Below are 23,105 nucleotides of genomic sequence, written 5' to 3' on the forward strand. Positions count from 1 at the left end.
CGATCCCGGTTACGGCGTGATCGGCCCCGGTGCGGAAGACTGAACATGATGGACGACGCACACGGCACGCCGGGAGGCCGGCAACCGGGCCCGGCGCAGGACGCCGAGCCGCGCGATCCGGGTCCGCACACCCAGGACCTGGATCGGCCCCGGCGCGCCTCGTTCCCCACGCGCGCGTGGGGCGTCGTCAAGGGCATGCCGCAGGTCCTGTGGCGCACCGTCGTGAAGTCCTGGGACGATTCGATCGTCGGGCACAGCGCGCAGGCGGCCTTCTGGACCACGCTGTCGCTGGCGCCGCTGCTGCTCGCCCTGATGGGCCTCATCGGTTACGTGGCGAACTGGTTCGGCCCCGACACCATCGGGGTGATCCACGACCGGCTCATCTCCTTCGGCCTGCGGGTCTTCACGCCCAACGTGGTGGACGAGATCATCCGGCCGATGGTCGACGGGGTGCTCCAGCAGGGCCGCGGCGACGTGGTCTCGGTGGGCTTCATCCTCGCGCTGTGGGCCGGGTCGTCGGCGCTGTCGTCGTACGTGGACTCGATCAGCATGGCGCACGATCAGCACACGGTGCGCAATCCGGTGTACCAGCGGCTGTTCGCGCTGGTGCTCTACCTCGAGTTCCTGGTGATCGCGGTGTTCACGCTGCCGCTCGTGGCGCTGGGCCCCAGCTTCATCATCAAGTACATCCCCGCGTCCTGGCACCCCGCGGTCGCCCAGCTGATCGACTTCGGTTACCTGCCCTTCGTCGTGCTCATGCTGGTCGGCGGCCTCGCGCTGCTCTACCGGCAGGCGCTGCCGCGGCCGCTCCCCTGGTACCGGCACGTGCCGGGCGCGGCGCTCGCGGCGCTGATCTTCCTCGTCGCCTCGACGGGGCTGCGCGTGTACCTGTCGTTCATCGCGTCGGGGAGCGGCATCTCCTACGGCGCGCTGGCGACGCCGATCGCCTTCCTGCTGTTCACGTTCTTCCTCGGCTTCGCGGTCATGGTCGGCGCGGAGTTCAACGCCGCGCTGCAGGACCGCTGGCCCGCGCGCGAGATCCGCACCGATCAGCTGCGGGACTGGGTCGTCGAGCAGATCAAGGAGGCGGGGATCCCCGATCCCGGCAGGGCGGCCGCCGAGGGCCTGCGCCGCGCGACCGACCCGATCCGCCGGCGCCAGCGGGCGGAGACCGACGAGCCGTCCACCGACACCGAGACGCCGGTGTCCGGCGGGTCGCCCGCCGACGCGCCGAGTGCCGCGGCGCCGCGGCGCACCGTCGAGACGGACGTCCCGGCGCGGCGCACCGTCGAGCCCGAGGCCCCGCGCGTGCCGCCCGCCCGGCCGCCGCGCGAGGTGGAGCCGCGGTGAGCGGCTACTTCTTCATGCGGTCGTAGATCTTCTTGCACTCGGGGCACACCGGCGAGCCGGGCTTGGCGGACTTGGTGACCGGGAAGGTCTCGCCGCAGAGCGCGACGACGTAGTTGCCCATCACGGCCGACTCGGCGATCTTGTTCTTCCGCACGTAATGGAAGAACTTGGGGGTGTCGTCGTCGGTGCCGGTATCGGCGTCGACGTCGACGTCCGGCTTCTCCAGGGTCTTCGTACTCATGACTTTCATTCTGCCAGCCGCAGTGGGACGATCGAAGTGTGGGAAACCAAGGTGAGAACACCTACGTCATCACCGACGCGGAGGACTCGTACGACGAGCAGCACCGGCGGCGCGTCCGCCGCTACCTGATGATCATGGCGATCCGCATTCCCGCCCTCGTCATCTCCGCGTGGATCTACTCCGCCACCGGCAACTGGATGATCGCGCTGGCCGTGCTCGGCGGCTCCATCCCCATCCCGTGGATCGCCGTGATCCGCGCCAACGACCGGCCCAAGAAGCGTAAGGGCGAGCCCGACCGCTTCACCCGCCGCAAGCTGGATCGCCTCGCCCTGCAGGGCCACCCGATCACGACCGTCTCGACGCGCGGCGACTAGGTGCTGCTCTCCCCCGGCCTGGCACCACTGTGCCGTCGGCTCGGCCCCGCGCTGGCCGCCGCCGATTTCTCGGAATCCGCCGTCGCCGACCGCCTGGGTGACGCCTACGGCTGCCTGTCGCGCGGCGAGCCCGGCCCCGTCGAAGCCGCGGCACCCGGCGACGCGCCCCTGGACGTGCTGATCCGCCTGTTCCTCGCCGCCGCGCCGGTCCCCCGCCCGCAGGTCGACGGTGCCCTGGCGCCCGTCACCGTCGACGACGCCCTGGCGGCCGGCCTGCTGGAGGCCGATCCGGAGGACCCGTCGCGGGTGCGGGCCGCGCTGAGCCTGCGGCCACTCGACCTGCCCGACGGTCCGCAATGGTTCCTCTCCGACCTCGACGGCCTCATGCGGCCGCACGCGCAGCACCGCGAGCACGTGCTCGGCGTGGGCCACGCCTCGCAGTCGCTGCTGCGGGCCACGCCGCGCGAGCCGGTGGGCACCGTCCTCGACCTCGGCACCGGCTGCGGCGTGCACGCGTGCGCCGCGACCCGGTTCGCACGCTCGGTCACCGCCACCGACGTGAGCGAGCGGGCCGCCGGCTTCGCCGCCGCGTCCGCCGCGCTGAACGGCGCGGACGTCGAGGTACTGACCGGCGACTGGTTCGCGCCCGTCGCGGGACGCCGGTTCGACCTACTGCTGGCGAACCCGCCCTTCGTCGTGGGCGAGGGCCGCGTCGACCACACCTACCGCGACTCCGGCCTCGATCTCGACGGCGCGTCCGAGTTGGTCGTGCGGGGCGCACCGGATCATCTGGCGCCGGGCGGCACCGCCGCGCTGCTCGCCTCGTGGGTGCACGGCGACGACGAGTCGTGGCAGGCCCGGGTCGCGTCCTGGCTGCCCGCGGACGGCATCGCGGCGTGGGTGCTGCAGCGCGACGTCGCCGATCCCGCGCTGTACGTGGGCACCTGGCTCCGCGACGAGGGGCTCGACCCGCGTGTCGGCGAGGGACGCGCGAAGTCCGACCGCTGGCTCGCCCACCTCGCCGACGCCGGCGTGACCGGCATCGGGTTCGGTTTCGTGCTCCTCCGGGCGATCGACGGCCCGTCGGAGGTGGTCTGCGAGGAGCTGAGCCAGCCCTTCGACGATCCCCTCGGCGACGAGGTTCCCGCGCACTTCGCGCGGATGGCGTGGCTGCGCGACGCCGACCTGGACGCCGCCCGGCCGCTACTCGGCGACGACGTCGCCCTCGAGCGCGTATCGGTGACCGGCGACGAGGGCTGGGACGAGGTGGCGGTGCGCGTGACCCGGATGTCGGGCCCGCGCTGGGTGCACGAGCTCGACGACGCCGGCGCCCGCCTGCTCGCCGGATGCCGCGGGGAACTCCCCGCCGAGGACCTCGTCATCCTGCTCGAGGCGGCGACGGGCGAGGACGACCTCGCCGATCCGGCCCGGCGGTTGCTCGCCGACCTGCACCGGCACGGATTCGTAACCTTCCTCTAAGCAACTTCTCAGAACGCCTCGCTGTTTCCGCAGGTCAGGGGATCCGGGCTCGGGAACTCTGTGCGCCCGTCGTCCGTTGAACCTGATGTACCGGCGAACAGGAGGCAGCCACATGGCACACCGCGTCAACACTGCTAGCACCGCAGCCCGCCCCGCTGATCGGGTGCGGCCCCCGCTGACCGAGGCCGATCTCGATGCACAGAGTCCCGCCGCGGATCTGGTGCGGGTGTACCTGAACGGCATCGGCCGCACCGCGCTGCTGTCCGCTGAGGACGAGGTCGATCTGGCCAAGCGCATCGAGGCGGGGCTGTACGCACAGCACCTCCTGGCCACCAAGAAGCGGATGGCCGCCTCGAAGAAGCGCGACCTGGCCTTCATCGTGCGCGACGGCCAGGCGGCCCGCCAGCACCTGCTGGAGGCCAACCTGCGCCTCGTGGTGTCGCTGGCCAAGCGCTACACCGGGCGCGGCATGCCGCTGCTGGACCTGATCCAGGAGGGCAACCTCGGCCTGATCCGCGCGATGGAGAAGTTCGACTACGCCAAGGGCTTCAAGTTCTCGACCTACGCCACCTGGTGGATCCGGCAGGCCATCACCCGCGGCATGGCGGACCAGTCCCGCACCATCCGCCTCCCCGTCCACCTCGTGGAGCAGGTGAACAAGCTGGCCCGCATCCGGCGCGAGCTGCACCAGCAGCTGGGCCGCGAGGCCACGGACGCGGAGCTCGCGGAGGAGTCGGGCATCCCGGCGGAGAAGATCGCCGATCTCATGGACCACTCCCGTGATCCGGTGAGCCTCGACATGCCCGTCGGGTCCGACGAGGAGGCGCCTCTCGGCGACTTCATCGAGGACGCGGAGGCCGCGTCGGCCGAGTCCGCCGTGATCTCGCGACTCATGCACAGCGACGTGCGCTCGGTGCTCGCCACCCTCGACGAGCGGGAGCAGCAGGTCATCCGCCTGCGCTACGGCCTCGACGACGGCCAGCCGCGCACGCTCGACCAGATCGGCAAGCTCTTCGGGCTCTCCCGCGAGCGGGTGCGCCAGATCGAGCGCGAGGTCATGAGCAAGCTCCGCAACGGCGAGCGGGCCGACCGGCTGCGCGCGTACGCGAGCTAGCCCCGAACCACCCTCGAAGGAACCGCGTCGGCTGTCACAGCCGGCGCGGTTCCGCTTGTTGGGCGAGGACGTCGCTGGCGTGGCCGATGCGGATCACCACGGACAGCACCGAGGCGCCGTCGGTCGTGGCGAGGATCGGCTGGCAGTCGATCGAGGCGATCTCGGGCACCTCGTAGGCGAGGGCCGCGATGCGGGTCACCACGTCGGTGAGCGCCGCGCGGTCCACGCCTGATTCGCCGGCGAAGCCGTCGAGCAGCGGGGCCGAACGTGTGGCCGTGACCAGATCGGCGGCCGCGGCGTTGGTGAGCGGCAGCAGCCGGTAGGCGCGGTCCCCCAACAGCTCCGGCACGGCGCCGCTGAGGCCGAAGGACAGCAGCGGACCGATCCGCGGGTCGTTCTCGTAGCCGACGGCGCAGCCGATGCCCTTGGGCGCCATCCGCTGCACGTGCAGCGTCGACTCCCCCGTCGCCTCCGCGAGCTCGGCGAAGGCGGCCGCCACGGCCTGCGGGCTCGCGAGATCGAGGCGGACCGCAGCGAGGTCGGCGCGCAGGCGCCAGCGCTCCCCCATCGCTTTGACCGCGACGGGGTACCCCAGCCTGTCCGCGGCCGCGGCCGCGTCCTCCGGCGTGGACGCGACGTCGAAAGCCACGACGCCGATCCCGTAGAGCCCCAGCAGCTCCGCGCTCTGATCGAAGCTCAGGGTGACGGCGCCGGTGTCGGAGTCGGCGCTGGGCAGCCACTCCCGGACGCGAGTCCTCGCGGTCTCGACGTCGGTGCGATCGGGCCGCGCGGTGTCGGAGACGGGGCGGGCGCGCCACTGCGCGTACCGCCAGCCGTGGGCGAGGACCCGGGCCGCACGCTCGGGCTCGGGGTACGACGGGACCGACCCCCGGACCCGGACGCCGTCCTCGTCGGTGACGGCGAGCAGTTCGGTGACGCCGTCGAAGGCGAGGAAGGTCGAGACGATCGGCTTGATCTGCTTGCGGGAGGCCTCGAGCAGGACCGCGGCGTGCGCCTCGGGTGGCGCCTCCACCGGCGGCACGAAGACGGCGATGATGGCGTGCACCGCGTCGTCGGCCAGCGCGGCGTCGATCGCGGCGCCGAACTCCTCGGGGGTCGCTGCGGCGCCGAGATCCACGGGCTGCGCGACGTCGAGCCCCGCGCGGATCCCGGTGTGCGTCGCGAGGATCCCGAGGGCCGTCGAGTTGCCGATGACGGCGACGCGGGGGCCGACGGGCAGCGGCTGGTAGCTGAAGAAGGTCGCGCAGTCGAACAGCTCCGGGATCGAATCGACCTGGACGACACCGGAGTTCTCGAACAGCGCCTCCGATCCGCGTCGGCGGCGGTCGGCGTCGATCCCGCCGCGGTGCACGGCGACGATCGGCTTCTGCCGGGACAGCCGCTGGGCGATCCTGCCGAACTTGCGCGGGTTACCGAAGCTCTCGAGGTAGAGCAGCACCACTTCGGTGGCGTCGTCGGTGTCCCAGTACTGGAGCACGTCGTTGCCCGAGACGTCGGCGCGGTTGCCGGCGGAGACGAAGGTCGTCAGGCCCACACCACGTTTCGCGGCGGTGTCGAGGATGGCGATGCCGAGGGCGCCGGACTGGCAGAAGAAGCCCACGTTGCCGCGCCCGGGGACGACGGGGGCGAGCGTCGCGTTGATCCGCACCGCGCGGTCGGTGTTGATGACGCCGAGCGCGTTGGGGCCGATCAGCCGCATCCCGTGCGAGCGCACGGCTTTGAGGAGCCGGCGCTCCGACTCCTTGCCGCGTCCACCGGCGTCGGAGAAGCCGGACGAGACGACGAGGAGCGTGCGGACCTCCTTAGCGAGGCAGTCGTCGAGCACCTGGTCCATGTTGTCGGCGGGCACGGCGACCACGGCGAGGTCCACCTGATCGGGGATGTCGCGCACCGACTCGTAGGCGCGGATGCCCGCGACCGAACGGCGTTCCGGGTGCACCGGGTACACCGGGCCGGCGAAGTCGCCCGCGATGATGTTGCGCAGCACCGCGTGGCCGACCTTGCCCGGGGTGGCCGACGCACCGATCACGGCGATCGACTCCGGCCGCAGTGCGTTGCTCACGCTGCGCGCCTCCGAGGCGAGCTCGCGGGCGTTGCGCACGGCGACCAGGGCCTCCGTGGGGTCGATGCCGAACTCCACGTGCACCACGCTGCCGTCGAAGCTGCGCCTCAGCTCGTATCCGGCGGCCTTGAAGACGTTGACCATGTACCGGTTCTCGGCGAGAACCTCCGCCTCGAAGCGGTGGAAGCCGTTCTCGGCGGCGGCGCCGGCGAGGTGCTCGAGCAGGATCGGGCCGAGACCGCGGCCCTGGTGCTCGTCGGCGACGACGAAGGCGACCTCCGCCGACGTCGGCTTGCCGGAGTCGGCGAGGCCCTCGTAGAGGCCGACGGCGATGATCTTGCCGCCGAGGATCGCCAGCAGGCAGACGCGCTGCTCGTGGTCGACGGTGGTCATCCGCGCGACGTCGCGGGGCGGCATGACCGGGTAGGGCCCGAAGTAGCGGAGGTAGCGGGTGCGCTCGGAGAGTCCGGCGTGGAAGGCGACCATGTCGTCGGCGTCGTCGGGCACGACGGGCCGCAGGTGGACGACGCCGCCGTCGGAGGCCAGCACGTCGGCGACCCAGTGGGCGGGGAACTCGTACGGTCCCGACGGTGCCTGCGGGCTCGGCGCCGGGAACGGGTCGGTGGCGGGCCCCGAGGGGTGCAGGGGGATGTCGTCAGTCACGAGGGTCCTCCGGATCCAGTCCGTGGAGAGGAAAAACCGCGGATCGGGCGCGGGCGATGAAGCGGTCGGCGGCGGCCTCCAGCGGGGCGGCGGTGGGGTCGTAGGAGGAGGGCTCCCAGGGGGTGAACGCGGTGCCGCCGCCCTCGCCCATCGTGTCCGGCAGGCCGCTCACGGCACCGACCTGGTCGGTGGGGAGGCTCGCGGCCAGCTCCTTCCACTCCTCGGGAATCGGTGTGGCCGGGTCGATGTCGACGCCGACGACGGCGCCGATCAGGTGGGTCCAGGCGCGGGGCACCACGTGCACGAGCTGATACCCGCCGCCGCCGATGGCGAGCCACCGGCCGTCGCACACCTCGTCGGCGAGGTCGCGCATGGCCAGGATCGCGGCGCGCTGCCCGTCGACGGTGAGCGAGAGGTCGGTCAGCGGGTCCGTCGCGTGGGAGTCGCAGCCGCACTGGCTCACGATGAGCTGGGGCCGGAACTCGCGGACGATCGACGGGACCACGGCGTGGAAGGCGCGCAGCCACAGCCCGTCGGGGCAGAACGCGGGCACCGGGATGTTGACGGCCGTGCCACGCGCCTCCGGGCCGCCGAGCTCCGTCGGGTAGCCGGTGTTGGGCCACAGGTGCTGGGGGTCCTCGTGCAGGGAGACGGTGAGCACCCGCGGGTCGTTCCAGAACTGGGCCTGCACTCCGTCGCCGTGGTGGGCGTCGACGTCGATGTAGGCGATCCGGTCGAAGCCGTTGTCGAGCAGCCAGGAGATGGCGATGGCCGCGTCGTTGTAAACGCAGAAACCCGAGGCGTGCGAGCGCATGGCGTGGTGCATCCCGCCCGCGATGTTGACGGCGCGGGTGGTGTGGCCGGCGGCGATCGCCTTCGCGCCGGTGAGGGTGGAGCCGACCAGGCTCGCGGCCGCCTCGTGCATGCGCAGGAAGATCGGGTTGTCGTCGTTGCCGAGGCCGTATCCGGTGAGATCGATCCGCGAGCGGCCCGAGCCCGCGACGCGCACCGCCGCCAGGTAGTCGTCGGTATGGGCGCGGCCGAGCTCCAGCGGGTCGAAGTCCGCCGGCGCCACCACCTCGACCCCGTCGAGGACCCCGAGCATCCGCGAGAGCTCCATCGTCAGGCGCAGCCGGACCGGGTCCATCGGATGGGAGTGGGAGAACCGGTAGTCGAGAACCGAGGGGTCCCAGACCACCTGGGAGTCGGGGAACCGTGCCATGTGTCACGACCCTAGTCGTTGCACACCTGCGCCGCTTCGAAGTTAGGTAACCTTAAGTACGGGGGACGGTAGCCCGTCTCGGTTAAGCTCGACAGTGACGAGAAGGAGCTGGATACGTGAACGATCTGGTGGACACCACCGAGATGTACCTGCGGACCATCTACGAGCTCGAGGAGGAGGGCGTGGTGCCCCTCCGGGCGCGGATCGCGGAGCGTCTCGAGCAGAGTGGTCCCACCGTCTCGCAGACGGTGCAGCGCATGGAGCGCGACGGGCTGGTCCGGGTCGCCGGTGACCGGCACCTCGAGCTCAGCGAGAAGGGCCGCCAGTTGGCCATCGCCGTGATGCGCAAGCACCGGCTGGCCGAGCGGCTCCTGGTGGACGTGATCGGGCTGCAGTGGGAGAACGTGCACGCCGAGGCGTGCCGCTGGGAGCACGTGATGAGCGAGGACGTGGAGCGGCGCCTGCTGGAGGTGCTGGGCAACCCCACCACCTCCCCGTACGGCAACCCCATCCCGGGGCTCGGCGAGCTCGGGGTGGCGATCACCGGCGAGCCGGCGCGCCCCGCCCGCCTCACCGACCTGCCGCAGGGCGGTCCGACGGCCGTGGTCATCAAGCGGCTGGCCGAGCACGTCCAGGCGGACACCGACCTGATCGGCCGGTTCCGCGAGGCCGGCGTCGTCCCGGACGCGCGCGTGTCGGTCACCGTCCAGCGCGGCGCCGTGGTCATCTCGGTCGCCGGGCACGAGGACTTCGAGCTCCCCGACGAGATGGCCCATGCCGTCTTCGTCGAGGCGGTGTAGCCGATGCGCCTGGTGGTGACGGGCGGCGCCGGCTACGTCGGCAGCGTGTGCACGCAGGTGCTGCTCGAGCGAGGTCACGAGGTGACCGTGCTCGACGACCTGAGCACCGGCAATCGCGAGGCGGTGCCCGCGGGTGCCACGTTCGTGGAGGGCGACGTCGCGCAGGCCGCGCGCCCCCTGCTCGCCGACGGCGACTTCGACGGCGTCCTGCACTTCGCGGCCAAATCGCTGGTGGGCGAGTCGGTGTCGCATCCGCACAACTACTGGCAGGGCAACGTCGTCACCACGCTGACGCTGCTCGACGCGATGCTGGCGGCCGGCGTCCCGCGCCTGGTCTTCTCGTCGACCGCGGCGGCCTACGGCGAGCCGGAGTCCGTCCCGATCACGGAGGACGCGCGCACCGCGCCCACCAACACCTACGGCGCGACCAAGCTCGCGATCGACGCGGCGATCTCCTCGTACGCCACCGCCTACGGCCTGGCCGCGGTCTCGCTGCGGTACTTCAACGTGGCGGGCAGCTACGGGGGCTTCGGGGAGAACCGTGAGGTCGAGACGCACCTGATCCCCCTCGTGTTGCAGACGGCCCTCGGACAGCGCGGCGACATCGCGGTCTTCGGCGCCGACTACCCCACCGACGACGGCACCGCGGTCCGGGACTACGTCCACGTCAAGGACCTGGCCGAGGCGCACCTGCTGGCCCTGGACCACGCGCGTCCGCGCACGCACGAGATCTTCAATCTCGGCTCCGGTGAGGGCTTCTCGGTGCGTCAGGTGATCGACACGTGCCGCGAGGTGACGGGGCGCGAGATCCCCGAGACCGCTGCCGAGCGCCGCGCCGGCGACCCCGCCGTGCTGGTCGCGTCGTCCCGCCGGGCGATCGAGGTGCTCGGCTGGCGGCCCGAGAAGACGGACCTGCGCGACATCGTCGCCGACGCCTGGGCGTACACCCAGGAGCTGGGCGACCGCGCGCACGCCGCCCGCCGCGCCTGACCCCGTACCCCACTCCGATCCCCCTCGCAGGTCGTCACCCGGCGAGGGGGAACCCGAGGTCCCGGGGCGGGAGGTCCACGCCGAGGCGGCGGGCCACGTCCACGCCGATCTCGGCGGTGATGCACAGCTCCCGCGGATGCATCCCCGCGGCCAGCGCGTGCGCCAGGAGGTGCGCGCCCCGGTAGCGACCGTCGGCGGTCAGCGCCGCGTCGAGGGCGATGCCGGTGAGCGGACCGTCCCCGCGCAGGTAACTCCCGGCGGCCACCAGCGTCGCCGCCGCCGCACGCGGCGTGCCCCGCAGGCGCCGCGCCAGCTCGGCGAACAGCAGCCGGGCCTCGTCCGCCATCACGGTGAGGGCCAACGCCATCGCCGCATCGCGCACCTTCACCTCGAGCAGCGCTCCCCCGAGCAGCGCGACGTCGGCGTCCGAGAGGTCCGCTGAGCGCTGCGCGGTGACGGCCCCGACGACGGCGGCCAACAGCTCGCACGGATCGCCGTCCGCCTCGTAGTCCGCGGCGTCGCGGCAGCGGTCCGCGCCGATCCCCGGGCCCTCCTCCGCGAGCTGGTCCGTCAGCTCCGTGCGGGACCGGTGGATGGTGCGCCCCTCCACGACGGCCACGACCATGAGGGGCGACGACGCCGGATCCGGGAGAGCGCCACTCTCGCCGTGCCGGCACACCCATCGCTCACCGGCCTCCATCCGGTCGAGCAGGACCAGGTCGATGATCTCGAGGTCGGGATCGACCGCGTCCCGGGACCGGGCGGCGTCCTCGAGCAGCCGGAGCAGCGCCGGGGTGACCCGCTCGCGCGGGCGGTCGTCGACCGCGACGCAGAACAGCCGGTCCGCGCCCTGGCGCCGCAGCAACCCCACCGCCTCGGCGATGTGGGTCCGGCAGTCCTTCCGAAGACCGCCGGACGCGGTCACCTCGAGGTCGGTCCGAGCGGTGGCCCCGATCCGGCCGGTCACCTCGTCGTGCGCGAGCAGCACCACCGATCGGGTCGGATAGAAGCCCAGGAGAGCCGGGACGGCGGCGACCAGGTCGCCGAGGGAGTCGATCTTCATGGCCGGGTCCGCGTGATGTTTCGTCATGCTCGAATGCTCGTGGAGGCGACGGACGACGATCGCCGCTGCGCCCCGTCCATCCCCACTTTGGTTACGAAACGTTCTCCACGCTGGGCGTTGTCCACAGGATCGCCCGTACCGGACACCCGCGGACGGGCGCCCGACGTGCGGCACCGGCGAGCGCTACTGTGAACCGCGTGATCGGCTTACCGCGGTTCTCGGACCGCACGCGCGACTGGTTCCTCAGCGGCATGTCTGAGCGGGCCGGCACCCACGTCGGACCCCACGCGAAGGACGCGGAGCACCCGCAGCCGTGGTGGAAGGTCATGTGCCTGACCGGCGTCGACTACTTCTCGACCCTCGGCTACCAGCCCGCGATCGCGTTCATCGCGGCCGGCGTCATCTCCCCCATCGCCACCCTCGTGCTGATCGCGCTCACGCTGTTCGGCGCTCTCCCGGTCTACAAGCGGGTATCGCGGGAGAGCTTCAACGGCTCCGGCTCGCTGGCGATGTTCGAGCGGCTCCTCCCCTGGTGGGGCGGCAAGCTGTTCGTGCTGGTCCTGCTCGGATTCGCGGCCACCGACTTCATCATCACCATCACCCTGTCGTCGTCCGACGCCGCCGAGCACATCGTCGAGAACCCGCTCGTCCCCACGTTCCTCCACGGCGCAAACATCCCCATCACCCTGGGGCTGGTCCTGGCCCTGGGCGTGATCTTCCTCAAGGGCTTCCGCGAGGCGATCGGCACCGCCGTCGTCCTGGTGACGGTCTACCTGTCGCTCAACGTGGTCGTCATCGGCGTCTCGCTGTTCCACGTCGCCGAGCGGCCGCAGAAGGTGCTGGACTGGCAGGACCTGTTGTGGGCCGAGCACTCGAATCCGCTCATGGTGATCGCGGTCGCGCTCATCGTCTTCCCGAAGCTGGCGCTGGGCCTCTCCGGTTTCGAGACCGGCGTCGCGGTGATGCCGCAGATCAAGGGCGACCCGAACGATCCGCCCGAGTACCCCGCCAAGCGCATCCGGGACACCGGGCGGCTCCTGACCACGGCGGCCGTGATCATGAGCGTCCTGCTCGCCACGTCGAGCTTCGCGACCACCGTGCTGATCCCCGCGGAGGAGTTCGGCCCGAACGGCGACGCCAACGGCCGCGCGCTGGCGTGGCTCGCGCACGAGTACCTCGGGAACGGCTTCGGCACCGTCTACGACGTCTCGACGGTCGCGATCCTCTGGTTCGCCGGGGCGTCCGCCATGGCCGGCATGCTCAACCTGGTGCCCCGGTACCTGCCGCGCTACGGCATGGCCCCGCGCTGGGCCTCGGCCGTGCGGCCGCTGGTCGTGGTGCTCACCGTGATCGCCCTCGCGATCGTGCTGATCTTCGAGGCGGACGTGAACGCGCAGGGCGGCGCCTACGCGACCGGCGTCCTCGTGCTCATGACCTCGGCCGCGATCGCCGTGACCATCTCTGCGCGCCGCAAGCGCCAGACGGGGGCCACCTGGGGCTTCGGCCTGATCTCCGCGGTCTTCGTCTACACCACGATCGACAACATCATCGAGCGGCCCGACGGCGTGCGGATCGCCGCGCTGTTCATCCTGGCCATCGCCGTGGTGTCGATCGGCTCGCGCGTGCGCCGCTCGTTCGAGCTGCGCGCCTCGTCGATCACGTTCGACGAGAAGGCCCTCGAGTTCATCCGCGACGACGCCGCCGCGCAGCACGCGATCCGGATCGTCTCGCACGAGCCCGACGTGGACACCAAGAAGGAGTACCGGGACAAGGTCCGCGCGGAGCGCAAGTTCGGGCACATCCCCGGCCGCTCGCGGGTGATCCTGCTCGAGGTGTGGCCGCGCGACTCGTCGGACTTCGAGGAGGACCTGGAGGTCCGGGGCATCGAGAAGTTCGGCTACCGCCTGCTCAAGGTGCGCTCGGGCAGCATCGCCAACACGATCGCCGCGGTCCTGCTGTACATCCGCGACGAGACCGGCGTGGTGCCCGAGGTCTACTTCCAGTGGTCGGAGATGAACCCCGTGCTCAACATGGGCAAGTACCTGGTGGAGGGCTCGGGCGAGGTCGCGGCCGTGTGCCACGAGGTGCTGCGCCAGGCCGAGCACGACTCCAAGCGCCGCCCCACCGTCCACGTCTCCTGACGCCGCGCGCTCACGGCCGGTAGGCGAAGGGCAGCTCGTGGTGGGAAACGGGCAGCGTCTCGACCCGCATCCACGGGTACCGCTGTTCGACGGTGCGCGCCAGGGCCGCGCCGTCGTGGTACCGACTGCGCAGCGCGACGACGACGGTGACGCCGCCCGGGACGGCTTCCAGCGCTTCGAGCGCCGCCGCGGACGGCCTGCGCGGCGGCCAGTACGTCGGACGGGGACCATCCGCGACCGCCGCGGCGAGGCGACCCGACTCGACGGTCGGCGGCCAGTGTCCTCGTGTCTCCCAGAGTGCGAGAGCGCGTTGCCGCGTGCTCGACGGGGCCACGAGCGCCGGTAGCGCCCGGATCAGGACGCTCGGCCGCATGCGGGCGAAGACATCGGTCGGGTCGAGCAGGGTCATCGTGCGCACCCGCTCGGGACGCGCGAGAGCATGAGCGACCGCGATCTGCGCGCCGTAGGAGTGGGCGAGCACCGCGGCGGACGGCGCACCGACGCCGTCGAGGACCTCCCCGACCCACGCCGGCCAATCCGCGCGGGAGTGGAAGGCACGCCGTTCGGTCCCGCCAGCGTCGCCCGGCAGGTCGGGCGCGATCACCCGGAACCGCTGCGCGAGGTCCTCGGCCTGCGCGAACCACACCGCCGCGGTACCACCGCCGCCCGGCAGGCACAGCAGCGGCGGCGCGTCGTCGTCACCCGCGACGAGCACCCGCGTGCGGGCGAGGTCACCGTCGACGACGAGCCGCCGGACGGGGACGCCCCACTGCTCGACCACGGCGTCGTAGGCGTCTTCGAACCGGTCCACGAAGCATTCCTCTCGATCATCGAGATATTTGACCGTCAAGATACCTGATATCGTCACCGCGTGAGCGACAACGAGCACCTCGTGCACGCCCTGCGCGCGGCGGCGCTGCGGTGGGAGCGCGAGATCGCTGCCTTCGGCGCGCGGCACGCGCTCGGCGACACCGACGTACGGGCACTGATCGCGTTGCTCGACCTGGAGCGGGCGGACGCGCCCGCCACCCCCGGTGCGCTCGCGGCGGCGTTGCGGCTGAGCTCCGCGGCGTGCACCGCCCTCGTCGACCGCCTCACGGCCGCCGGCCTGGTCGAGCGCGGCCCCGACCCCGACGATCGCCGCCGGGTCCGGTTGCTCGTCACCCCGGGCGCGCGGCGCCTCGGCGAGGACTTCTTCGGTGATCTGATCGGCCCGATCCGAGTCGCGGCGGCCGCGCTCACGCCCGCAGAAGCAGAGGTCGTGAGGCGTTTCCTCGCGTCCGCCGTTACGCCGTGAGCGGAAACACGCGGCGCGCGGGAATCGACACAGTGCGCGCGAGGTTGTCCCACGTGGAAAACTGGTAGCTCTCCCGCTCGCGCGGGGAGCACTGCGGTTGGAGGTAGCCCATGGACGAGCAGTCCCACATGTACGAGCTGGAGTTCCCCGGCCCGTCGGTCTCGGACACCGACGGCAACGGCCCCGTGCTGGTGCACGCGCTCGACGGCTACGCCGACGCCGGACACGCGCTGCGGCTCCTGCGGCAGCACCTCAAGGACAACCTCACCACCGAGCTCGTCGCGTCCTTCGACGTCGACGAGCTGATCGACTACCGTTCCCGCCGCCCCTCGATGACCTTCGAGGACGGCTTCACCGGCGTCGACGAGCCCGAGCTCAACCTCTACGCGGTGCGCGATTCCGCAGGCAAGCCCTTCCTGCTGCTCGCCGGCGCGGAGCCGGACCTGCGCTGGAACGGCTTCGTCAGCGCGGTCGCCGGCCTCGCCGAGCGGTTCGGCGTGCGCACGGTCGTGGGCCTGCACGCCATCCCGATGGCGGTGCCGCACACCCGGCCCGTGCCGGTCACCGCGCACGGCAACAACCCGGACCTGCGCAGCGAGCTGCGGTCGTGGGACGGCGGCACCATGCGCCTGCCCGGCAGCGCCGCGGGCATGCTGGAGCTGCGCATGGCCGACAAGGGCTACGACACGCTCGGCCTGTCGGTGCACGTGCCCCACTACCTCGCGCAGAACGACTACCCCGAGGCCGTCCTCGGCATGCTCGGCGCGCTGGGCAGCTCCGTCGGCCTGCAGCTCCCCGAGGGCGATCTCGCGGTCGAGTCCGCCGAACTGCGCGAGCAGATCGACGCCCAGGTCTCGTCCAGCTCGGAGATCTCCTCGGTGGTCGAGGCGCTGGAGCAGCAGTACGACGAGGCCGCGCAGCAGCCCCGCGAGCTGCTCATCGCCGACGGCGAGGCCATCCCCACCGGCGACGATCTGGCCAGCGAATTCGAGGCCTTCCTCGCGGAGCAGGCCGGCGACGAGGGCGAGAACGGCACCGCGTCGTGACACAGGTGCGTCAGCGCGTCGCGCTGATCCACGGCCACCACCGGGCCTACCGGATCGGCGGCAGCGGACCCGCTCTGCTGCTCATCCACGGGATGGCCGACAACTCGTCGACGTTCGAGCCGATCCTCGAGCGCCTCGCCGAGCGGTACACGGTGATCGTGCCCGACCTGCTCGGGCACGGACTCTCCGGCCGCCCGCGCGCCGACTACTCGCTGCCCGCGTTCACCAACGCCATGCGCGACCTGCTGCTCTACCTCGGCATCGAACGCGCGACGCTGGTCGGACACTCGCTGGGCGGCGGCATCGCCGGCCAGTTCACCTACCAGTACCCGCAGATGGTCGAGCGGCTCGTCTTCGTCAACACCGGCGGCGTCACCCGCTCCGTCTCCCCCGTGCTCAAGGCGGTCTCCCTCCCGATGTCGGAGGTCGCGATCCGCTCGCTCGCTCTTCCGGGCGTGCTGCCCGTCGCGAGCGCCGCGCTCGGTCTGCTGGGCCGGGTGCCGCTCAAGCTGTTCGTCGACAACGCCGAGTGCGCCCGCGTACTCGCGGGCCTGCCGCACGCGGGGACGCCGCGCGCCTTCGCCCGCACCCTGCGCGCCGTGGTCGACCCGTTCGGCCAGGTGGTGACGATGCTCGACCGCACGTACGTCGCCGAGTCCGTGCCCGTGCTCGTGGTGTGGGGCTCGGACGACCCGATCATCCCCGTCGAGCACGCGCACCTGTTGCACGCCTCGCTCCCGTCGTCCCGCCTTGAGGTGTTCGACGGTGCGGGCCACTTCCCGTTCCGGAGCGACCCGGAGCGCTTCCTCGCGGTGCTGACCGGGTTCATCGACGACACCGATCCCGCGCGGCTGACGACGGCCGACCTGCAGGACGCCCTGCGGCGCGACGCGGATCTCGACGCCGACGTCGACACCGCGGCCGAAACGCCCGCGTAACCGGACGGGGCGCCGCCCGTAATCCGGCCCGCCCACACTGACGAGCAGTCAGTCGTGAGGAGCCGCGATGAGTTCCGAGGTCCTGCCCTTCCGGGCCCGTCCGTACGTGCCCGACCTGTGCTTCGCGACGATCCACGGGCACCGTCGCGCCTACCGCATCGGAGGCACCGGCCCGGCCGTGCTGCTGCTGCACGGCATCGGCGACAACTCCCTGGTCTGGGATTCCGTCCTGGCGCCGCTCACCGACCGGTTCACCGTGATCGCCCCGGACCTGTTGGGCCACGGCCTCTCCGACCGGCCGCGCGCCGACTACTCGGTCGCGGCGTTCGCGAACGGCATGCGCGACCTGCTCTGCTACCTCGGCATCGAGCGCGTCTCGGTCGTCGGGCACTCGCTGGGCGGCGGGGTCGCGGGGCAGTTCGCCTACCAGTATCCGGAGATGGTGGAGCGCATCGCCTTCGTGGCGCCGGGCGGGGTGGACCACGACGTCTCGCCGCTGCTGCGGCTCCTCTCGCTCCCCTTCGCCGAGCAGCTCGTCGCGCTCACGGCGCTGCCGGGCGCGAAGCAGGTCCTCGCCACCGCGCTGCTCGCCGCAGCCGCCGTGCCCAGCCCCGTGCGCCCCGACGCGGTGCAACTGCGCCGCGCGCTCGACCGGATGCCGAACACCGCCTCCCCGCACGCCTTCGCGCGGACGCTGCGCTCCGTGGTCGACCTGCGCGGCCAGGTGGTCACCATGCTGGACCGCTGCTACCTCACGGCCGAGGTCCCCACGCTCGTGGCGTGGGGCTCCGACGATTCCATCATCCCGGCATCGCACGCCGAGGTGCTCCGGGCGGCGCTGCCGTCGGCGCGCGTGGAGGTGTTCGACGGTGTCGGCCACTTCCCGATGACGGAGGCGCCCGACCGGTTCCTGACGCTCCTCACGGACTTCCTGACGACCACCTCGCCGGCGCGGCTGGCGCGGACCCACCTGCGCGACGGGCTGCGGTCCGCCGCCGGCGTCACCGTCGCCGCGCCGGCCCAGGAGCTGGGCTGAGCGGCCACGATCGCGGCCCGTAGAGTGAGATGAGTGAACCTCACCGACCTGCTGCCGTCCGACCCGACGGCCGACGCGGTCTTCGAGGCCTTCCTGGAGTGGACCGAGGATCGCGGCATCACGCTCTACCCCGCCCAGGAGGAGGCCCTGATCGCGGCGTGCTCGGGCGCCAACGTGATCGTGGCGACGCCCACCGGCTCCGGCAAATCCCTGGTGGCGATGGGCGCCCAGTTCGCGGCGCTCGCGCAGGGCCGCCGCACCTACTACACCGCCCCGATCAAGGCCCTGGTCAGTGAGAAGTTCTTCGCGCTCTGCGAGGTCTTCGGCACGGAGAACGTGGGCATGGTGACGGGCGACGCCGCGGTGAACGCCGACGCCCCGATCGTGTGCGCCACGGCGGAGATCGTCGCGAACTTCGCGCTGCGCGAGGGCGCGGACTCGGACATCGCCCAGGTGGTGATGGACGAGTTCCACTACTACTCCGAGCCCGACCGCGGGTGGGCCTGGCAGGTGCCGCTGATCGAGCTGCCGCACGCGCAGTTCGTGCTCATGTCCGCCACGCTCGGCGACACCTCCTTCTTCGAGGAGGACCTCACCCGCCGCACGGGACGGGAGACGGTCCTCGTCGCCGGGGCGGAGCGCCCGGTGCCGCTCCACTTCGCCTACTCCACCATGGCGATCCAGGACCAGATCGTCGAGTTGGTCACCACGCACCAGGCGCCCGTGTACGTCGTCCACTTCACCCAGCAGTCCGCGGCGGAGCGCGCCCAGGCGCTCATGTCGCTCCCGCTGGCGAGCAAGGAGGAGAAGGCGGCGATCGCTGCGGCGATCGGCGACTTCCAGTTCACCACTGGCTTCGGCAAGACCCTCTCGCGCCTGATCCGCTCCGGTGTCGGCGTGCACCACGCCGGCATGCTCCCCCGCTACCGACGGCTCGTGGAGAAGCTCGCGCAGGAGGGCCTGCTCAAGGTCATCTGCGGCACCGACACGCTCGGCGTCGGCATCAACGTGCCGATCCGCACCGTCTACCTCACGGGCCTGACCAAGTTCGACGGGAACCGCACGCGCCACCTCCGGGCCCGCGAGTTCCACCAGATCGCGGGCCGCGCCGGGCGCGCGGGGTTCGACACGATGGGCACCGTCGTGGTGGCCGCGCCCGAGCACGAGATCGAGAACGCGCGCCGGGAGGCGAAGGCGGGCGGGGATCCCGCGAAGCTCAAGCGCGTCCAGCGCAAGAAACCGCCCGAGGGCTTCGTCTCCTGGGGGAAGGCCACCTTCGAGAAGCTCGTCGCGGCGGATCCGGAACCGCTGGTCTCGCGTTTCTCGGTGACCAACTCGATGCTGCTCAACGTGATCGCCCGGCCGCAGAACTGCTTCGAGTCGATGCGTCACCTCCTGGAGCAGAATCACGAGTCGCGCCGGAACCAGCTACGGCACATCAGAACCGCGATCACGCTGTTCCGCGGCCTCGAATCGGGCGGCGTCGTCGAGCGGCTCGCCGAGCCCGACGAGGACGGCCGGCACGTGCGGCTCACCGTCGACCTGCAGCCCGATTTCGCCCTGAACCAGCCTCTCGCGCCCTTCGCGCTCGCGGCGCTGGAGCTGCTCGACGCCGAGTCCCCGGAGTACGCCCTCGACGTGATCTCCGTGATCGAGTCCGTTCTCGACGACCCGCGGCCCGTGCTGCGGGCGCAGCAGAACGCAGCGCGCGGCGCCGCGGTGGCGGAGATGAAGGCGGACGGGATCGACTACGACGAGCGGATGGCGCTGCTCGAGGACGTCACGTACCCGAAGCCGCTGGAGGAGCTGCTCGTCCCCGCGTTCGCGACCTACGCCGCGGGGCACGCCTGGGTGACGCAGTTCGAGCTCTCGCCGAAGTCCGTGGTGCGGGAGATGATCGAGCGCGCGATGACCTTCAACGACCTGGTCTCGAAGTACCAGCTGGGCCGCTCGGAGGGCGCGGTCCTGCGGTACCTGTCGGACGCCTTCCGGACGCTGCGGCACACCGTTCCCGAGGCGGTGCGCACGCCGGAACTCGACGACTACATCGCCTGGCTGGGCGCGCTGGTGCGGTACGTGGACAGCTCGCTCGTCGACGAGTGGGAGGAGATGACCTCCCCGGACCCGGTGAAGGCGCACGCCTCCGCCCCGGAGATCGGGCGCTCCACGTCGCTGACCTCCGACGAGCGGGCGTTCGCAGTCATGGTGCGCAACACGATGTTCCGGCGCGTGCAGCTCGTCGCCGAGGAGGAGTACGACCTGCTCGACGCGATGGACCCCGGCGTCGACTGGTACGCGGCCTTCGACGACTACTACGAGGACTACGACGACATCGAGACCGGACCGGACGCCCGTGGCCCGCAGCTGTTCTCGCTCGATACGTCGATGCCGCGGGCCTGGAAGGTGCGGCAGACGATCGCCGATCCCGACGGCGACCACGGCTGGGCCATCACGGCCGTCGTCGACCTCCCCGCGTCCGACGAGCGCGGCGACGTCGTGCTCGTGGACGTGGAGGTCGTCTCGGGCTGACTAGCCCCGGACGACGGCGTCGAGGCCGGCGAGCGACTGGTCGAGGTACTCCGGCGGGAACGGCGGCATGGAACCGACGAAGTCCCGGAAGGACTGCGGGGTGTCGGTCCAGTCGTAGGTCAGCGTGACCTGCGTGCCGTCGTCCGACGGTGCGAGGTCGTACCGCCACCACCAACCGCCGGCCTCCCAGGCACCCTCTCGACTCGTTCCGGGCAACCACCCGATGACGCGGTCCCGCTCGAAGTCGGTGACCTTGTTCTCCATCACGTAGTCGCCGCCCGCCTGCTCGAGGTACATGTTCACGGAGAACATCTGCCCGACGTGGTCGAGCGGGGCGGGGTCCACCGCGGCGCGGACCCAATCCGTGGGCTCGATGTCCTGGTGGCGTGCGGGATCGGCGAGCGCGGCGAAGACCCGATCGGGGCTCGCGGCGATGACTCGGGTGGTGGACATCCGCTCGGACATGGTGACTCACTCTCTGCTGTGTCTCCACGGCGCGCGTCGGCCCGCACGCCATGTTCACAGCGTACACATGAAGGCCTCCGGCGGCGCCGGATCGCGGATATCCGCCGCGGGTCAGCGTGCGGGCGCGGCCTCGACGCCGCCCTCGTCCGTCCCCTGCGCCGCGGCCGACTCCACGGTGGGGGTCGACTCCACGGCGGGGGCCGACGCCGTGGGCGTCGGCTCCGACCGCGGGGTCTCCGGCGCGCTCGTGCCGGAGACCTCGACCACGGTCGGCGCATCGGTGGGCGATGCGGGAGCCGCCGGCTCGGGCGTCGCCGGGCCACTGGGCGCCGGCTCCGTCGTCGATCCCCCGGAGGCGTCGGCCGGTGCGCTCGTCGCGGAGACGGGCGTCGTCGCGGGTTCGACGGAGACCGGGCGCGCCCCGGACGAGGGGCCGGCCGCCTCGTCCGCGCCGAACGCGGACGAGGTCACCGCGGGCGCCCCCGGCTCCCGGGTGCGCGCCGCGCCGTCCGATGCGTCGCCGGGCGACGCGACCCCGGCCGTGCCGGCCGGCGCGGCGGTCACTGTCGGGCCGGCGGGCCGGAAGACGTCGGCGACGACCTTCTGCACCTGGGTGATCGCGTCCTCGACCGCGATGATCACGATGCGCACCGCGGTCTCGAGGCTGTTCTGCACGAAGTAGACGGCGCGCTCGACCGCGCTCGGGTTGAGCGCGCGCGGGTCGACGCCGGTGCGCACGATGCTGCCGTCGGCGCGGGTGATCTCGAAGTAGCCGATCACGGGCTCGTGGTCGGACACGGGATCCGCTCCCGCGACGGGGATCTGCACCCAGCGGACCTTCGCGCCGCCGGTGGTGCCCACGTAGTCGAGGGTGTCGCGGTAGCCCGTATAGCCCTGTTTGGCGACGAGGGTGTTGGTCACGGAGTCGTAGGTGAAGGGCAGGGCGCCGGGGTCGAACAGGTCGATCCCGCTCCGCGCGACGAGCTGCTGGAACTCCGTGAGTCCCTGGGCGTCCGGCCTCCCCTTCCCGGCGAAGTACTCGGTGTTGAAGTCGCCCCCGTAGATCACGGGCGCGCCGTCCGCGGCGAACGTGTCGACGAAGCGGCGCAGCTCCGCGGCCTGCTTCATGCGGATGTCGTGGGTGCGCGAAGCGCGGTCGTTGATCGTGTCGTCGGCCTGGGTGTGCATTGCGACGACCCAGAACTCCTGGCCGTCCTTCTCGATCCGGGCCATCACCGCGCCCTTGTTCGCGAACATGTCGGGGGCGAGCGGGGCGTAGTTGGTGTAGACGTACTGCTCCGACTGCGCGATGGGGTACTTGCTCACCACGGCGACGCCGCCGTTGACCGACCAGAGCGCGTCGCTGCAGGCACCGAACACCCCGGCGCAGCTCTCGCCGAGGCGCGGCGTCTGATAGGTGTAGCCCTGCTCCCGCAGGCCGTCGAGGATCGCGCGGCCGGCGGTGCCGTTCACCTCGCTGAGCAGCAGCACGTCGGCGCCGCTCGCGGCGAGCTGGTCGACGGACGCCCGCACCCGGGCGTCGGAATCGGCCTGGGTCCCGGAGACCGCGTTGAGGATGTTCGGCAGCTGGTACATGTTCCAGGCCTGCACCTTGACCTCGACGGGTGCCGCCGGCGCGGGTGCCTGCGCGGGCGCGGGCCGCACCACGGGCGGCACCGCCGTGGTCGCCGCCGCGGCGGGAGCCGCCGTCATCGCGCTGATCCCCGCGAACGCCATCACCGCGACCGCCGTCGCCCCGAGCCCGCCTCGCCGTGCCATCGTCCCCGCCTTCGTCCTTGCGATACCAAGGAGAGATTAAACCGGACGTCGCGCCGATCCGGTGGGCGATCTCGTGCGGCGGCGCGAGCGGCAGCGGGCTACTTCCGGCGGGGCCGGTTGCGGGCCGCGCGCGCCTCGATGACCCGCTGCTCCTCGGCGCGCACCGCTTCGAGGCCGGCGCGCTCGTCGATCAACCACTGCGGCGGATCCGCGAGGAGGGCTGTGATCTCCTCGGTGGTCAGCGCCTCGCCCACGCCGGCGCGCTGCAGGCCCGAGATCGACACGCCCAAGCGGGCGGCGACGAGGTTCTTCGGGTGCGGCCCGTTCTTCCGCAGATCCTGCAACCACTGCGGCGGCTCGGCCTGCAGCGCGGCCAGCTCGTCGCGGGTGATCGCCTTCTCCTGGAACTCCGCCGGCGTGGCGGGCAGGTACACGTCCAGCTTCTTCGCCGCGGTCGCGGGTTTCATGGACTGCGTGTTCGGCCTGCTCATGCGG

General features: G+C 71.9%; 20 protein-coding genes. 12 read left to right on the forward strand and 8 right to left on the reverse strand.

The annotated features are described in order from the left end of the window. Positions 1–48: 48 nt before the first annotated feature. Positions 49–1,350 (forward strand): YihY/virulence factor BrkB family protein, encoded by a 1,302-nt coding sequence (locus WFK95_RS08950; protein WP_224645749.1) that lies wholly within the window; start codon positions 49–51, stop codon positions 1,348–1,350. Positions 1,351–1,354: 4 nt separating this feature from the next. Here the strand turns inward: WFK95_RS08950 and WFK95_RS08955 are convergent, their stop codons facing one another. Beyond that, positions 1,355–1,591, reverse strand: coding sequence for a DUF3039 domain-containing protein (locus WFK95_RS08955; protein WP_068525069.1), 237 nt, complete (start codon positions 1,589–1,591; stop codon positions 1,355–1,357). A gap of 38 nt (positions 1,592–1,629) precedes the next feature. Between WFK95_RS08955 and WFK95_RS08960 the strand changes: the two genes are divergently transcribed. From WFK95_RS08960 to WFK95_RS08970, 3 genes are all read left to right on the forward strand, one after another. Next, positions 1,630–1,965, forward strand: coding sequence for a DUF3099 domain-containing protein (locus tag WFK95_RS08960; RefSeq protein WP_224645750.1), 336 nt, complete (start codon positions 1,630–1,632; stop codon positions 1,963–1,965). Continuing rightward, a complete protein-coding gene (locus tag WFK95_RS08965; protein WP_224645751.1) occupies positions 1,966–3,444 on the forward strand; it encodes a DUF7782 domain-containing protein in 1,479 nt (492 codons plus the stop codon). A 112-nt stretch (positions 3,445–3,556) separates the two neighbouring features. Continuing rightward, entirely contained in the window at positions 3,557–4,558 is a 1,002-nt protein-coding gene (locus WFK95_RS08970) for a sigma-70 family RNA polymerase sigma factor (RefSeq protein ID WP_224645752.1), read from the forward strand. A 34-nt stretch (positions 4,559–4,592) separates the two neighbouring features. On the opposite strand, the gene WFK95_RS08975 is transcribed toward WFK95_RS08970, so the two are convergent. Next, complete coding sequence (locus WFK95_RS08975) at positions 4,593–7,304, reverse strand: bifunctional acetate--CoA ligase family protein/GNAT family N-acetyltransferase (protein WP_224645753.1); 2,712 nt, start codon at positions 7,302–7,304, stop codon at positions 4,593–4,595. Beyond that, on the reverse strand, positions 7,297–8,526 hold the full coding sequence (locus WFK95_RS08980; protein WP_336670479.1) for an acetoin utilization protein AcuC: 1,230 nt from the start codon (positions 8,524–8,526) through the stop codon (positions 7,297–7,299). Before WFK95_RS08980 ends, WFK95_RS08975 begins: the two co-directional genes overlap by 8 nt. A gap of 116 nt (positions 8,527–8,642) precedes the next feature. Between WFK95_RS08980 and WFK95_RS08985 the strand changes: the two genes are divergently transcribed. Further along, positions 8,643–9,326, forward strand: coding sequence for a metal-dependent transcriptional regulator (locus tag WFK95_RS08985; RefSeq protein ID WP_224645755.1), 684 nt, complete (start codon positions 8,643–8,645; stop codon positions 9,324–9,326). A gap of 3 nt (positions 9,327–9,329) precedes the next feature. Continuing rightward, the gene (gene galE, locus WFK95_RS08990) at positions 9,330–10,316 is read left to right on the forward strand and encodes a UDP-glucose 4-epimerase GalE (protein ID WP_336670480.1); all 987 of its coding nucleotides are present in this window, start codon (positions 9,330–9,332) and stop codon (positions 10,314–10,316) included. 34 nt (positions 10,317–10,350) lie between these two features. Here the strand turns inward: galE and WFK95_RS08995 are convergent, their stop codons facing one another. Continuing rightward, a complete protein-coding gene (locus WFK95_RS08995; RefSeq protein WP_336670481.1) occupies positions 10,351–11,406 on the reverse strand; it encodes a DUF4192 domain-containing protein in 1,056 nt (351 codons plus the stop codon). 161 nt (positions 11,407–11,567) lie between these two features. Here WFK95_RS08995 and WFK95_RS09000 point away from each other — a divergent pair, with 161 nt between their 5' ends. Next, complete coding sequence (locus tag WFK95_RS09000; protein ID WP_374201276.1) at positions 11,568–13,520, forward strand: APC family permease; 1,953 nt, start codon at positions 11,568–11,570, stop codon at positions 13,518–13,520. Between the two features lie 10 nt (positions 13,521–13,530). Here WFK95_RS09000 and WFK95_RS09005 read toward each other — a convergent pair whose 3' ends face one another. Beyond that, a complete protein-coding gene (locus WFK95_RS09005; RefSeq protein ID WP_224645758.1) occupies positions 13,531–14,331 on the reverse strand; it encodes an alpha/beta fold hydrolase in 801 nt (266 codons plus the stop codon). A 60-nt stretch (positions 14,332–14,391) separates the two neighbouring features. On the opposite strand from WFK95_RS09005, the gene WFK95_RS09010 reads away from it, so the two are divergent. From WFK95_RS09010 to WFK95_RS09030, 5 genes are all read left to right on the forward strand, one after another. Further along, entirely contained in the window at positions 14,392–14,817 is a 426-nt protein-coding gene (locus tag WFK95_RS09010; protein ID WP_224645759.1) for a MarR family winged helix-turn-helix transcriptional regulator, read from the forward strand. A 110-nt stretch (positions 14,818–14,927) separates the two neighbouring features. Beyond that, positions 14,928–15,863, forward strand: coding sequence for a proteasome assembly chaperone family protein (locus WFK95_RS09015; RefSeq protein ID WP_224645760.1), 936 nt, complete (start codon positions 14,928–14,930; stop codon positions 15,861–15,863). Continuing rightward, a complete protein-coding gene (locus tag WFK95_RS09020; RefSeq protein WP_336670482.1) occupies positions 15,860–16,801 on the forward strand; it encodes an alpha/beta fold hydrolase in 942 nt (313 codons plus the stop codon). The genes WFK95_RS09015 and WFK95_RS09020 overlap by 4 nt, the downstream gene beginning before the upstream one ends. A gap of 67 nt (positions 16,802–16,868) precedes the next feature. Further along, complete coding sequence (locus WFK95_RS09025) at positions 16,869–17,837, forward strand: alpha/beta fold hydrolase (protein ID WP_224645762.1); 969 nt, start codon at positions 16,869–16,871, stop codon at positions 17,835–17,837. A gap of 33 nt (positions 17,838–17,870) precedes the next feature. Next, positions 17,871–20,366 carry a DEAD/DEAH box helicase gene (locus WFK95_RS09030; protein WP_224645763.1) on the forward strand — a complete coding sequence of 832 codons (2,496 nt, stop codon included), beginning with the start codon at positions 17,871–17,873 and terminating at the stop codon, positions 20,364–20,366. Here WFK95_RS09030 and WFK95_RS09035 read toward each other — a convergent pair whose 3' ends face one another. The 3 genes from WFK95_RS09035 to WFK95_RS09045 form a co-directional block, all read right to left on the reverse strand. Beyond that, a complete protein-coding gene (locus WFK95_RS09035; protein ID WP_224645764.1) occupies positions 20,367–20,831 on the reverse strand; it encodes an SRPBCC family protein in 465 nt (154 codons plus the stop codon). A gap of 111 nt (positions 20,832–20,942) precedes the next feature. Further along, a complete protein-coding gene (locus WFK95_RS09040; protein WP_224645765.1) occupies positions 20,943–22,610 on the reverse strand; it encodes a sphingomyelin phosphodiesterase in 1,668 nt (555 codons plus the stop codon). A gap of 98 nt (positions 22,611–22,708) precedes the next feature. Beyond that, positions 22,709–23,101, reverse strand: a complete 393-nt coding sequence (locus WFK95_RS09045) for a DUF5997 family protein (protein ID WP_224645766.1) — start codon at positions 23,099–23,101, stop codon at positions 22,709–22,711. Positions 23,102–23,105 lie beyond the last annotated feature (4 nt).

The sequence above is a fragment of the Tsukamurella sp. USMM236 genome (assembly GCF_037148755.1).
Classification (GTDB): Bacteria; Actinomycetota; Actinomycetes; order Mycobacteriales; family Mycobacteriaceae; genus Tsukamurella.